This is a genomic window from Alteromonas naphthalenivorans (genome assembly GCF_000213655.1).
Taxonomy (GTDB): domain Bacteria; phylum Pseudomonadota; class Gammaproteobacteria; order Enterobacterales; family Alteromonadaceae; genus Alteromonas; species Alteromonas naphthalenivorans.
This window is the reverse complement of sequence record NC_015554.1, coordinates 2,498,424-2,511,998: the sequence shown is the minus strand read 5'-3', so window position 1 is coordinate 2,511,998 and position 13,575 is coordinate 2,498,424. Positions and strand designations below refer to the sequence as shown.

The window sequence follows — 13,575 nt, the reverse complement described above, 5'->3', positions numbered from 1 at the left end:
TTGAAAGAAGAACGAAATACAGCAGCACCACTAGATGACGGTAGTTTGAACAATAATCCTTCTGATATTGGCTATTGGGCCTTAATTAAAGAAGATTTCTTTGTTCACGAGCGTAAATTTGGCTCACAAGGTTTTTGGACGCTATTTTGGCATCGCTTTGGTAACTGGAGAATGAGCGTCAAACCTAAACTATTAAGAATGCCGTTTAGTCTGATTTACAAGGCGATGTTTAAAAGCTGTGAAATTTTGTGCGGAATCAAACTCTCATACAACGTTCCAGTTGGAAGAAGGGTTAAATTAGAACATTTCGGCGGAATGATTCTGGGCGCTAGGTCTATAGGCTCGGATGTAATTATCCGACAAAATACTACTTTTGGCGTGGCCGATACGAAAGATTTGAATGCTAAACCAACTATCAGTAGCGGGGTTAGTATCGGAGCTGGAGCGGTTATTGTCGGTAATATCACGGTTGGCAAAAATGCCGTGGTTGGTGCTAATGCAGTAGTAATCAAAGACGTCCCCGATGGTGCAGTTGTTGTCGGGGTACCTAGTAAAATAATTCGAATAAACAAGTAGATTAAAAGATAGTTTGTCCTTTTTAATAAGCGGATGGATAAAGCTAAAAATCATCATACTTCTATAAAACTCACTTTGACAAATAGAGATTGAAAATTTCCACATGGAACAGAATCTAAAGCGTGAACCGGCGGATTATTATCCTTACTTTGACTTCTTAAGGTTTTTTCTTGCCAGCGTTGTAATGTTCTATCACGGCGACTTAATTGAGTGGACTTACGCTGGGAAGCTCGCGGTAGAGGTATTCTTCGCTTTAAGCGGCTGGCTGATTGGTGGAATTTTGCTGAAAACTAGATCAGAGGATATGCCTAAGTTCTATTTCAATCGCGCTATTCGTATTTGGATTCCATATTATTTAGCGTTTACCCTGCTTATATTAGCTAGCCTTTTAAAAGAGCCTATCACTGACAAGTGGCTCGAATTTGTTTTTTACAAGTTTACATGGGTCTATAATATTTTCGGCCCGCCCCAACTCGCAGAGTGGGGCGACATGATGCCTTTAGACGGAACTGGCAATCATTTTTGGAGCGTCAATGTTGAAGAGCAATTCTACTTAGTTGCACCTTTGCTTCTGGTTGTAGTTCCCAAAATAGGTAAAAGTTTAATCACTTGGTGTTTACTATCAGTTCTATTATTGTTCGTTGGAAGCTATGTAACGCTATGTTTAGGTGTTATTGCGGCTATTGTAAATAATAGGTTTCCGAAGATTATAATGTGCGATACAACTCGGTTAATATCTGCTGTGATATCGATTGGCGCGTTTATTCTTCTTCTAACAACGGCTTCTTACAAATTGGTTGCACCAATTTTTGCTATATCCATAGTATTAGCATTGACCATCAAAGGTAAGAAAACGGGGGCAGGTGCGTTACTCGGTGGAATATCTTATCCTCTCTATTTAAATCATTGGATCGGATTGATTTCAACGAATGCTATTTTTAAAGTTTTTGCTCTAGAGGCTAGCCCAATAGAGCATTTTATCTACGCTTTTATAAGCTATGCTCTGGCTACGTTTTTATACATTATTGTAGATAAAAAAATCCATGAAAAAAGAAAGCTTTGGTTTTCTCATGAGAGGGGAGTGAATGTAATTATTTACGCTTACACCTCCATTTTAATTGGTATCGTAGGCGGTTTGGTTTTTTTTAATTAACTGTACTTGGTGGTCGTTGGACTTTACGAAAGCTCAACGACCGATATGCCACTTCTATCGTACGTATTGACGCTTGTTTACTTTAAGTTGTGGTATTGCATTTTAAAGCTATTGCTTTGCCTTTGTAGCCAACCAAAGTCTATTGCCTATCGGTTAGGTCTATCGCAGATATTTAGCCCCTTCTTTTTCTATAACCTAGCCTCTACCAAGCTATAGCGTTGACACTTTAACTATAGAGGCCAGAGGATATCCCTAGTATTAGATATTAAACTTTTAATGTATATACAAATGCTATATGCTGTATAGCCATAAATCGCATGAACTGGTATGTGCTGGCTTTTACAGGCTGGCTTTTGTAGATAATACCGTTCTTGATGAGGACTTACGTTGGATAAGAAGAAGAAAAAAAAGAATAGTCAGCTGATCATTCGTATTAACGATCAGGAGCGTGCTGACTTCATTCATCTCTGCGAAGAGTTAGATACTACAGCGGCTAGAGAAATCAGGCGATTTATTAAAGAATTCACTGAAGAGCAAAAAGCCAAGTCTTCGGATTAGCGCTTCTGCTTTATCAAAAATGCACTGCTCTTAAACCAGTGATTACATCGAGTGGGCGCATATTGCCTTGCGTTCTTCACTCAATAAAAAATAGCACAAAAAGGATATTCATAATGGCTAAAGCTAAAAAAGTTAAACAAGAAATCAAAGTAACAAAAGCTAAAATTTCTAAGCAAGAAGGTAAACTTAAAAAGCTTAAGAAAGAGCTTAAAAAAGCGAAGAAGTAAGTAATTCGCAAGATTGATTTATTGTGACGAAACGGCGTATAAGCATGGCTTTACGCCGTTTTTTTGTTCCCTTCGTTATGTAAGTCAATGACGAATACTCATCACCTAATTAATATAACCGGTACTGCTATTTAAACGCCTTAGCCGCTATACTCGTATTGGTAAAATAACGTTAGTAAATTGACGATAGTAGCTGCTAAGGAAAACTCTTGTCCGATATTCATTTTTACGAACCCAAGTTAGGTCACAACCTCGCACACGATCCGTTCAACGCCATTATCGCTCCTAGGCCAATTGGTTGGATTTCATCAAAAAGTAAAGACGGTAAGCTAAACCTCGCGCCTTACAGTTTTTTTAATGCACTAAATTACACGCCACCTATTATCGGTTTTTCTAGCGTGGGTGATAAAGATTCGCTGAAAAATATTAAAGCAACCGGTGAGTTCTGTTGGAATCTTGTCGGCAAACCATTATTAGAGGCTATGAATCAAACCAGTGCGGCTTTAGCTTTCGATGAAGATGAATTCGCGTTTGCAGATTTAGATACAGCAGCTTCACACATTGTTGATGTGCCACGAGTAAAATCAAGCCCCGTTAGTATGGAATGTAAGCTTACCGATATCGTACAGCTAAAAAATGCGCAAGGCGGCTTGTGTGAAAGTTGGTTTGTGATGGGGGAGGTCGTAGGTGTGCATATTCAAAAGGACATGATTGAAGCGGGTGTGTATAAAACGTTGAAAGCTGAACCTGTCATGCGCGGTGGTGGAGCAGGGGATTATTTCACCGTAGACAGTAGCAACATGTTTGAGCTTTTCAGACCAAAATAAATTGGGCTGTAACGATAAAAAAGCAGTGGCAACTATTTAAAAGTTCACAAAATAGTGACCACTGCTTTAGCTTTATTTTTAACTAAAAAGCTTACCAAATACCGTCTTCAGATTTACCCTGAATCTCACAGTCTCCAGTTTTATATTCTACCTTTTCACCTCTATCGCGCTTAGCAAAGTAATCTTTGCTGATAGATACGATAGTAGGTGTCATCCACACGATAGCAATGATATTGATAACAGTCATTAACCCTAATGCCATATCGGCCATGGCCCATACTTGTGGCATGGCCGCTTGAGCACCCCAGTAAATCATTCCCAAGTAACCTATCGTGTAGGCAGCTCGGCCTGCACGGTTATCGAGTTTGAACATATGTAAGTTACTTTCGCCGTAGGCATAGTTGGCTACAACCGAAGTAAACGCAAACAAGCTAATGGCTGCGGCAACAAAGTCGGTTCCGCCTTCGCCTAAATGGCTGCTCATTGCATCTTGGGTTAATCTAATGCCTTCCATTTGCTCGGAGCTAGAGCCGCCTGCAAGTAGAATAATGAAGGCGGTAGAGGTACACAGCACCATAGTATCTAAAAACACGCCCAGCATTTGAATGTAACCTTGTGACACTGGGTGGTTAGGATTAGGCACTGCACTGGCCGCAGCATGTGGCACAGAGCCACTTCCGGCTTCGTTTGAGTATAGGCCGCGCTGAATACCGTTTTTAATCGCTGCACCTAATGCGCCCGCGCCGGCTTCTTGCAATCCAAATGCAGACTTGATGATATCCATCAACATAGCAGGAAGTTCTGAGATGTTGATAAAGGTAATCCCCAATGCCACTAAGACATAACCAATACCCATAAAAGGCACAACAAATTCAGCAAATCTAGCAATGCCCCGTAAGCCACCTATTACGATTAAAGAGGCTAGAGCAATAATCGCTATGCCCGTGTATTCGCTGGGGAACTGATACGCGTTGTTTAACGCATCAGTGATGGTGTTGGCTTGCACCGCACTAAATACAAAGCCGTAACCGAAGAAAAGACATAAAGAAAAGGCTACTGCTAACCAGGTTTTATTCAAACCTTGTTTAATGTAATACGCAGGGCCGCCACGAAACTCACCGTTTTCATCACGTACTTTATACAATTGCCCTAAAACGCTCTCAGCGAAGCCTGTGGCCATGCCTAGTATGGCAATCATCCACATCCAAAAGATAGCACCAGAGCCACCAAGCGAGATGGCTACCGCTACCCCTGCTAAGTTACCGGTACCTACTCGGGCAGATAAACTAGTACACAGTGCCTGAAATGAGCTAATACCGTCTTTGGTCGATTTATTGCTTCCTTTTAACAAAGTAAACATGTGACCAAAATGACGTAATTGAACACCACCTAATTTAACGGTAAACCAAATACCACATGCTAATAGCATGATGATTAATACTTGGCCGTTACCCCATAAAACGTTATTTACCGCCGAGACAAAGTTTTCTATCACGCGTTTTCCTTTGCTTTTGTTGTTGTGAGACCCGTAGAAAACCTCAAGAGGCTGTTTATCGCTTAAAAGGCTACTATCTAAAATTGATGAACCTTAAAAGAGCGTACTTAAAAAGAGTACCTTGCTGGAGAGCTCAAAAGACACAGTAAGCAAATATAGTAGCATGTGGAAAAAAAGAGTGAAGAGGGAATAAGTAGTTAGATTACAACTTTATGTATGCCAGAAAACAAAAAACCGGTCGAAGGACCGGTTTCTTATGTATGGCTGGGGTAGCAGGACTCGAACCTACGAATGGCGGGATCAAAACCCGCTGCCTTACCAACTTGGCTATACCCCAAGTGATAACCACGCAGCAAAAGCGCAATTACTAGGAAAAAATGGCTGGGGTAGCAGGACTCGAACCTACGAATGGCGGGATCAAAACCCGCTGCCTTACCAACTTGGCTATACCCCAACTGTGGTGCGGAAGGAGAGACTTGAACTCTCACGCCGTGAAGCACTGGAACCTAAATCCAGCGTGTCTACCAATTCCACCACTCCCGCACAGTCAGAACCTCAAGAGAAGTTAGATAAAAAGAAAAATTGGTGGCTATGGCGAGATTCGAACTTGCGACCCCATCATTATGAGTGATGTGCTCTAACCAACTGAGCTACATAGCCTCCGGCTTTTTCTTTTCCCTCTCAGGAAGTGGCGCGTATTATGCGGATATGACTGGCGACCGTCAACCCCTTTTTTACTAACTTTTTCTAAGTGGCTAATATCTGTGCATCCAGGTTTAAAATCTAGCCAAAGTGCAGTGAATTTAATCAAATATCGCCAATAAACCCAAACTTAATTCCATGGCGTTGATGAAGTTTTAGTCTGGTAATAGCAAACATCTATAGGTCTAGGACTATAAATTTTGTCATGAAAGAAAGAATTATCGAGTGTTTGCCCAGTTTTCATACGTTTTTGGTATTCGGGATGCGAAGGAAGCTGAATATAATACTGTTTACCCGACGTATCTTTGTTACCTGCGTAACTATTTCTAATTTGGCTCTTATCCGAAGGCACTTCAATAACGCCACTATTTTCTATTGGGCCCCTTGGTAATTGCTGCAATACTTCCATTCCTTCGAGTACACGCCCAATAACTGACATATTTCTATCTAAGTGCCGCGGCGCTTGTCCAATCACAATATAAAACTCGGTGCTGGCAGTGTCCTTTTCACTATTACGGGCAAAAGCGACCGTGCCAGGGCAGTGAAGTGCCCACATTTCATTTCTCGTGCTGTCTATTCCTACAGGAAACCCATTTAGAAAACCTGTCGCGGGGGCAAACATGTCGTTTTCTTCTATAACAACCGCAGAAGATGAAAGTGGGGTAACAAACTCAGCTTTCAAATTACCGGTTTCTGGCGAGGGCTCATGGCTTTCATTACTCCCTCCTTGTGCAACAAAACCATCGACCACACGGTAGAAGTACTGCTGCTGATAAAAATCACTTTTTATTAGCTTACGAAAGCGTTTTACATGATGAGGCGCTAAAGCGGGGTTCAGCGCGATGACCACATCACCATAGTGTGTTTCAAAAGTAACGATATGTTTGTTAGGCACTTTGTACCATTTGTTGGTGATGTCGGTATCCATCAAGAGTTTTTCTTTTACCTGAGTGGCCTCAGGGCTTTTTTCATGATTATTTGCGTGCGCGGTAGACACTACGCTGCTTACGCCCAAAAAGGCCACACAGAGCGATACTGCCAATGCTGATATCTGTGGACGTGCTGATACCCGTAAAAGTGCTGATATCTGAGTAAGCGAAGAAAGTGAATGGACGAGTCTTTTAATCATTTTATTGTAAGCCCTGATGTAAATCATATTATTAACACTGGTATAAGTGTCTATTTATGTGTTTAAAGTACCGAGTCATTGCCCGTTAAATCAACAACTAATTCTACAGGCAATAAAAAACCACCCCTAAGGGTGGTTTTTTGGCGTAAATAGAAACGCTAGTAGGCTACATTTCTTTTTACACGTTAAATCTAAAGTGAATTACATCGCCATCTTTAACAATGTATTCTTTACCTTCTAAGCGCCACTTACCGGCGTCTTTCGCGCCTTGTTCACCGTTGAATTCAACAAAGTGATCGTAGCTAACGATTTCGGCACGAATAAAGCCTTTCTCGAAGTCGGTGTGAATCTTACCAGCTGCTTGAGGTGCGGTAGAGCCTTCAGGAAAGGTCCAAGCACGTACTTCTTTAACACCTGCCGTAAAGTAGGTTTGAAGGGTAAGCAAGTTATAGCCTGCACGAATAACACGATTAAGACCTGGCTCTTCAAGCCCCATGTCTTGCATGAATTCTTCACGCTCGTCGTCTTCAAGCTCAGCAATGTCAGACTCGATAGCCGCACATACTGCAACTACTACGGCATTTTCGCCTTCAGCGATAGCGCGTACTTTGTCTAGGTATGGGTTATTTTCGAAACCGTCTTCGTCAACGTTTGCAATGTACATGGTTGGCTTAAGGGTAAGCATGTTCATGTAGCTGATTGCAGCGTGCTCTTCTTTAGTCAGTTCTAAAGAGCGAAGTAATAAACCTTCATCTAAGTGAGGTTTAATTTTTTCCAATACTTTAAGTTCATACTTAGCATCAGAATCGCCACCTTTAGCGCGTTTAGCAACACGGTGTAGGGCTTTTTCTGTGGTTTCTAAGTCTGAAAGTGCAAGCTCGGTATTGATAATATCAATATCGTCTTGTGGGTTAACCTTGCCTGCAACGTGAACAATGTTTTCGTCGTCGAAACAGCGAACCACGTGGCCAATTGCATCGGTTTCACGGATGTTAGCTAGGAATTTATTTCCTAAACCTTCACCTTTTGAAGCGCCTTCAACCAAACCTGCAATATCAACGAATTCCATTGTGGTTGGAATAACACGCTGAGGGTTTACAATTTCAGCCAGTTTGTCCAAGCGAAGATCCGGTACAGGTACAACACCTGTGTTGGGCTCTATGGTACAAAAAGGGAAGTTTGCCGCTTCAATACCTGCTTTTGTCAGTGCATTAAAGAGTGTTGATTTACCTACGTTTGGTAGTCCAACAATACCGCATTTAAAACCCATGGTAGGGATCCTTGTCTGGAATTAGTGCTAGCTTAGGCTCACGCCTTAAAGGAGTGTAGCCGATTTTGCGCTTGCTTCAGGTCGTTTTTAAGGAGTATTTCGGTACAACGCACAGCTTCGTCAATGACACTTTCTATAGCCATTTTTTCGTCAGCGGGGGGCTTACCTAATACATGTCCGGTAACACGGCTTTTGTGACCCGGATGTCCAATACCAATACGCAAGCGTAAGAAGTCTTTATTGTTACCCAATTTTGCCACAATGTCTCTAATACCGTTTTGACTAGAGCTACCGCCTATTTTGTATTTTGCTACACCGGGAGGTAAGTCGAGTTCGTCAAAGGCCACTAAAATTTGTTCGGGTTCAATACGGTAGAAATTGGCTAATGCCGCTACAGCCTGACCACTCTTATTCATAAAAGTTGTAGGATAAAGTAAACGTACATCATGCCCAGCAATAGTTACGCGAGCAGTTTTACCGAAGAATTTGGATTCTGGTTTTAGCGGGGTATTGAAGGTGTCGGCAAGTTGGTTTAGAAACCATTCACCGGCATTGTGTCGGGTATTATCATATTCGGGGCCTGGATTTCCCAGGCCCACGATAAGTCGGATATCAGCCAAGCTGATTATTCCTCAGAAGCTGCTTCTTCGTCGCCTTCTTCTGCATCAGCTGCTTTAGGAGCAGGCTTAACAGTGACTACTGCAAGGTCGTGAGTCTCGTCGTCTTTTCCAAGCTCAACAGACGTGATACCAGCAGGTAGTGTAAGGTCAGACAAGTGAAGAGTAGAATCCATTTCAACGTTAGCAATATCTACTTCGATGAATTCTGGAAGATCTTTAGGCAGACACGTAATTTCGATTTCGTTTACGTGGTGCTCAGCGATACCGCCAGCTTTGATAGCTGCAGACTTGTCTTCGTTGATGAAGTGAAGAGGTACGTTAGTGTGTAACTCTTGACCTGCGATTACGCGCTGGAAGTCAACGTGAAGAATACGAGGCTTGAAAGCGTGACGTTGCATGTCTTTAACGAGTACTTCAACAGCTTTTCCGTCTACGTTCAAAGTAAGAACGTGAGAGTAGAACGCTTCAAAGTCAGCAGCGTTGTTTACTTTGTTGTGATCAAGAGTGATCGACACTGGCGCTTCTTCACCACCGTAGATGATACCAGGAAGCTTGTCTTCACGACGTAGGCGGCGGCTCGCACCTTTCCCTAGGTCTGTACGTACAGTAGCGTCCAGAGTAAAAATTGCTTTAGACATTATATGTCTCCAATAAAAAATTAAGAATGTAAGTTCTTGCGACCAGAACCTACTGTTATAGGGCGTTGTAGCTACAAATTGTATACAACAATCGCCGCCTCAAATTTTGAGGGCGGCGAATTCTAACACCGAGGCCTATAACATACAAATTTTACTTGGCGGGTGTGCTTATGTTAGCGAGGCTTCATAATATTAGAAGCCTTACTAACCACTAACCTAAAGCTTATTTAGTTAACACTACGCGATAGTGGGCTTTACCATCTCGAAGTCGTTGTACTGCTTCATTAACGTCATCGAACTTGAAGGTTTCGGTTACTGGCGCAATATCATGCAGCGCAGCAAAATCCAGCATGGTTTTGATAGTAGCCGGGCTACCTACCGGCGAACCTGAAACTGAACGTTGGCCACCAATAAGGTTAAACGCGCCTATGTCTAAAGGCTCTAACGTTGCACCCACAAAGTGTAAACGGCCTTTAGGCGCTAACGTCGAGAGATACAAGTTCCAATCAAGCTTCACATTCACGGTAGAAATAATAAGGTCAAACTTACCCGCGGCGGCTTTAAGTTCGTCTTTATCACGGCTATTTAAGGTTTCGTGAGCGCCTAGCTCTAACGCTTCTTTTTTCTTCGATTCACTTGAAGTGAAAGCAACAACCTTACATCCCCATGCATTTAAGAACTGCAATGCTAAGTGACCTAGGCCGCCAATACCTACCACGCCAACCACCGAAGTGGGTTTAATATCAAATTGTACTAAGGGATTAAATACAGTAATGCCACCACAAAATAGTGGCCCTGCACTTTGTGGGTCTATACCATCAGGGATAGGGACTACCGCCGTAGCTTGGGCTCGAACTTTATCGGCAAATCCACCGTGGCGACCGCCAATTGTCATTGTGGCATTAGAACATAAATTTTGATCGCCAGACTCACAGGTGCCACAGCTATTACAATAGCCGGCGTGCCAGCCTAAGCCAACTCGCTGACCTACTTTCAATGACGTAACGTGTTCGCCTACCGCATTTATTGTTCCTACCACTTCATGGCCTGGTACGAATGGGTATTCACTTATACCCCATTCATTATCCAACATGCTTAAATCACTATGACAAATGCCGCAGCTCTCCACGTCTATCTCTACATCGTGAGAGGCTAATTCGCCGGGATCATATTCAAACCTTTCCAGTTTTCCACCTGGCTCTTTTGCTGCATATGCATTAATCATTTGTTACTCCTAGTATTAACAGTGACGTTTGTACGGCGTAGCTAGCCGTAATCGATCACCGTTTCCCTTTTCTTGCCAAGCAATACGTAGTCGAGGCATGCTTAGTGAGAAGATGCGTTTCCTATCACTCTGCTAGCGTCGAGTATTTCTACACTATCGACTTTTAACACGGTGCCGTATTGGGTGATAGTCATAAGATCTGGCATAGGCATGCCGGTTATCTTAACGATTAAGCCATTTCTATGAAATTTCTTATCCAGTTTTTGAAGCGTGTAGCGGTCCCCATTTTCAGCAATAAAAGCGTAAAAACCGCCTTCCATTTCTTTGTACACAATGGTGCCGGTTAGGGTAACTTCACTGGCTTCACCAGATGCGCTAAGACGTTTTTGTTCGGCAGTTTTAGGGACAAAGGCTTGCTGAGGCTTTTCATCTGCTTTTTCAGTCATAAGGGGCTCTTCTTTAACATCAACTGTGGTGTCGTCTTCATTAGAGCAGCCAGCAAGGACAAATAATAATGTGACGGCTGACAGCGTAGATAATGTACGAGTGAATTTCATAAATGCCTCTTTTATAGTTTTTTATTAGATACCAACCGTAAACCGAAAGTGGCCATATGGCTATAAAGAAAGACTACTTTAAAGCAGATTTAGTTCTCTTTATTTTGAATGTCAGGCCATTGGCTGATGAAATTTTCAGCGTGTTCGGCGGTCATCGGGCGACCATAGAAAAAGCCCTGTGCATTAGTAAAACCTAGCTTTTGTAGCAAAGTGGAAACGTCTTGTGTCTCTACACCTTCTGCAGTGGTTTGCAAGTGTAATGCATTAGCCAATTGTAGTATTGCTGACAAGATAGATTCCGCATTTGCACTGTTTACGTTTTGAACGTTTTCTGACGCGGCAATAACGAAACTTCGGTCTACCTTTAGCTTGTCAAAAGGGAAACGTTGAAGGTAAGACAGAGAAGAGTACCCTGTACCAAAATCGTCCAATGCGATCCGAACGCCTTGTTCTCTTAAGCTATTTAAAAGCATGATTGTGCTGTCGCCATCACACATTAATGATGATTCAGTTAACTCAAGTTCTAATCGAGAAGCGGGCAGACTGGTTGCTTTAAGCGCCTTGATCACCGTAGTGAGTAAATTGGTTCGCTCAATTTGAACGGGAGACACATTCACCGCAACTTGCAGTGGCGCAGGCCAGTTCATAGCATCACTACAGGCCTGTCTTAAAACCCATTCCCCTAACTGGACTATCATGCCATTTTCTTCAATCAGGTGGATAAAATCGGTAGGTGACACGACGCCTCGTTCGGGATGGTGCCAACGAACCAATGCCTCAAAACCGATTAGCGTATTATCGCTAAACCGAATTTGAGGCTGGTAGAGCACAACGAAGTCGCCGTCTGCAAAGCTTTGACGAAAATCACTTAACAGCGCTAATCTCAACATGGCATATTCATCGAGTTTAGGGTCGTAGAAGCATAGTTTGTTTTTACCGCTCGCCTTGGCTGCGTATAGTGCCATGTCGCTGGCACGTTGAAGAGACACTGGGGACACACCATCCATTGGCGCGTTTGCTACCCCTATACTGGCGCCTAAATCAAATGAGTGCTCTTGATGTAACCATGGCTCAGCCAATAACTCGTGGATTTTCTGACCGAAACGGGTTGCTTCTAGCGGCGTAAGGCTATTTTTGAAAACCCAAGCAAATTCATCGCCACCCAGTCTTGAAAGTAAAACACCCTTTGGCGTGATTTCTTTAAATCGACATGAAATGTCTTTTAATAACGCATCACCAGCTAAGTGACCTAACGTATCGTTAATCACTTTAAAATTATCAAGATCTAACGTAATTAAGGTTATATCCTTAATTATTTCAGGGGTCTTCGTTCCATCTTCAGCGTCATCGGCAAAGCATTCATGTAATGTTTTGGCGAATAAATGACGGTTAGCCAACCCAGTCAGAGAGTCGATGTTGGCTAAAAATGTCATCTCTTTTTCTCGAAGTAGCGCATCTGTCACATCAGTGCTTACACCGCGCCAGCCCGATAAGTTACCTGTACTATTTATAAGAGGTTGGGCTGTCAGCGACCACCATTTAGTATCGCCATTGACTTCAATAGGAATGTTATCTTGCGTGAAGGGCTCATTCTGCTGAAAATTAGTTGCTAATTCCCTCAACACGTTCTGGTTCGCTGCAGATGTGCTGTCTGAAAGTAAGTTTACAAAATGGCTGCCAGAGAGTTGGTGTACAGGCTTCCCTAAAACATGTTGCATACGCAACGAGACATGCTTCAAACATCCGTGACTATCAATTTCCCATAGCCAATCACTGGCGTTTTCTTCAAAATCTTTCAACAACAAGCCTACCACTTGGCGTTGATGTTCAATGGCGGTTTCTGCCACTAACCCGCGAATAAAACGTTTCGATGTAACCAGCACCACACAGCTTAGATATATCCAATAGATCAACAGCAATGCAGATATAAATAAATACTCGCCAAGGTAACTTATGTGGATACCTACTGATACCCCCAAGGTTAAGAACAAAACCCAAAATAACGCGGCTGCGGGTAAGGACGCAAACTGCCAAGCGCCAGTTGCAATAAATGCTGCAAGAATAGCAACTAAGATAATCTTACCTTGGGTATCCAATACTCCAAGTAATACGGTCGTCATTTGCGCATATAAAACAGCCGCCAATCCCAACATGAGTGCCAAGAGAAATTGCACCCGCTTAGAGCCGGTATTCTCAATTTTTCGTTTAACCAATAAGTACCAAGCAATAACATCACCGGCTGCGATAATAAGTAATGACAACGACCATGCAATCATGAAATCACTATTAATAAGGCCATTAGCAAAAAAGGAACATAAAATAACGATGAGAACAGTTGCACTGCTGGCAAGGGGAAGTTGTCGAGATAGAGAGTCAATTTGCCGGGCACGATAGTAGTTAGCCAGCTCAGACGTAGCATCGGGGTCGGTCCAAAATCGACTTAACCAATACCAAAATGCTGTTAACGAGCGTGTTTTTCTTACATTCACTAACCGCTCCTTTTTTATTCTTTGTATATTGATAACGCTGATAAGAAAGCTTACGCGCAATAAATCGCATTAAACCGTTAAATCGTGGTTCAGTTATCGACCGATAGTT

General features: G+C 42.6%; 12 protein-coding genes and 4 tRNA genes. 4 read left to right on the top strand and 12 right to left on the bottom strand.

All coding sequences use genetic code 11. The annotated features are described in order from the left end of the window. From AMBT_RS11005 to AMBT_RS10995, 4 genes are all read left to right on the top strand, one after another. On the top strand, positions 1-576 hold the full coding sequence (locus AMBT_RS11005) for a serine O-acetyltransferase (protein ID WP_013784703.1): 576 nt from the start codon (positions 1-3) through the stop codon (positions 574-576). Between the two features lie 103 nt (positions 577-679). After that, positions 680-1,729 (top strand): acyltransferase family protein, encoded by a 1,050-nt coding sequence (locus tag AMBT_RS11000; RefSeq protein WP_013784702.1) that lies wholly within the window; start codon positions 680-682, stop codon positions 1,727-1,729. 387 nt (positions 1,730-2,116) lie between these two features. Next, positions 2,117-2,287 carry a hypothetical protein gene (locus AMBT_RS22695; protein ID WP_013784701.1) on the top strand — a complete coding sequence of 57 codons (171 nt, stop codon included), beginning with the start codon at positions 2,117-2,119 and terminating at the stop codon, positions 2,285-2,287. 436 nt (positions 2,288-2,723) lie between these two features. Continuing rightward, positions 2,724-3,341: a flavin reductase family protein gene (locus AMBT_RS10995; protein ID WP_013784699.1), complete on the top strand. Its 618-nt coding sequence runs from the start codon at positions 2,724-2,726 to the stop codon at positions 3,339-3,341. 91 nt (positions 3,342-3,432) lie between these two features. Here AMBT_RS10995 and AMBT_RS10990 read toward each other — a convergent pair whose 3' ends face one another. The 12 genes from AMBT_RS10990 to AMBT_RS10935 all read right to left on the bottom strand — a co-directional run bounded on the left by AMBT_RS10990 (position 3,433) and on the right by AMBT_RS10935 (position 13,466). Beyond that, a complete protein-coding gene (locus tag AMBT_RS10990; protein ID WP_013784698.1) occupies positions 3,433-4,836 on the bottom strand; it encodes an alanine/glycine:cation symporter family protein in 1,404 nt (467 codons plus the stop codon). Positions 4,837-5,097: 261 nt separating this feature from the next. Beyond that, positions 5,098-5,173: transfer RNA gene (locus AMBT_RS10985), tRNA-Gln, on the bottom strand. A 41-nt stretch (positions 5,174-5,214) separates the two neighbouring features. Next, positions 5,215-5,290: transfer RNA gene (locus AMBT_RS10980), tRNA-Gln, on the bottom strand. A 4-nt stretch (positions 5,291-5,294) separates the two neighbouring features. Beyond that, a tRNA-Leu gene (locus AMBT_RS10975) sits at positions 5,295-5,379 on the bottom strand. A 40-nt stretch (positions 5,380-5,419) separates the two neighbouring features. Next, positions 5,420-5,496, bottom strand: a tRNA-Met gene (locus AMBT_RS10970). A 172-nt stretch (positions 5,497-5,668) separates the two neighbouring features. Continuing rightward, positions 5,669-6,667 carry a peptidylprolyl isomerase gene (locus AMBT_RS10965; protein WP_193352897.1) on the bottom strand — a complete coding sequence of 333 codons (999 nt, stop codon included), beginning with the start codon at positions 6,665-6,667 and terminating at the stop codon, positions 5,669-5,671. Positions 6,668-6,845: 178 nt separating this feature from the next. Continuing rightward, positions 6,846-7,937, bottom strand: coding sequence for a redox-regulated ATPase YchF (gene ychF / locus AMBT_RS10960; RefSeq protein WP_013784696.1), 1,092 nt, complete (start codon positions 7,935-7,937; stop codon positions 6,846-6,848). 38 nt (positions 7,938-7,975) lie between these two features. Beyond that, a complete protein-coding gene (gene pth, locus AMBT_RS10955; protein ID WP_013784695.1) occupies positions 7,976-8,557 on the bottom strand; it encodes an aminoacyl-tRNA hydrolase in 582 nt (193 codons plus the stop codon). 5 nt (positions 8,558-8,562) lie between these two features. Next, positions 8,563-9,195: a 50S ribosomal protein L25/general stress protein Ctc gene (locus AMBT_RS10950; protein WP_013784694.1), complete on the bottom strand. Its 633-nt coding sequence runs from the start codon at positions 9,193-9,195 to the stop codon at positions 8,563-8,565. A 223-nt stretch (positions 9,196-9,418) separates the two neighbouring features. Then, the gene (ahr, locus tag AMBT_RS10945; RefSeq protein WP_013784693.1) at positions 9,419-10,420 is read right to left on the bottom strand and encodes an NADPH-dependent aldehyde reductase Ahr; all 1,002 of its coding nucleotides are present in this window, start codon (positions 10,418-10,420) and stop codon (positions 9,419-9,421) included. 101 nt (positions 10,421-10,521) lie between these two features. Then, entirely contained in the window at positions 10,522-10,977 is a 456-nt protein-coding gene (locus tag AMBT_RS10940) for a hypothetical protein (protein WP_013784692.1), read from the bottom strand. 89 nt (positions 10,978-11,066) lie between these two features. Next, the gene (locus AMBT_RS10935; RefSeq protein WP_013784691.1) at positions 11,067-13,466 is read right to left on the bottom strand and encodes a putative bifunctional diguanylate cyclase/phosphodiesterase; all 2,400 of its coding nucleotides are present in this window, start codon (positions 13,464-13,466) and stop codon (positions 11,067-11,069) included. Positions 13,467-13,575 lie beyond the last annotated feature (109 nt).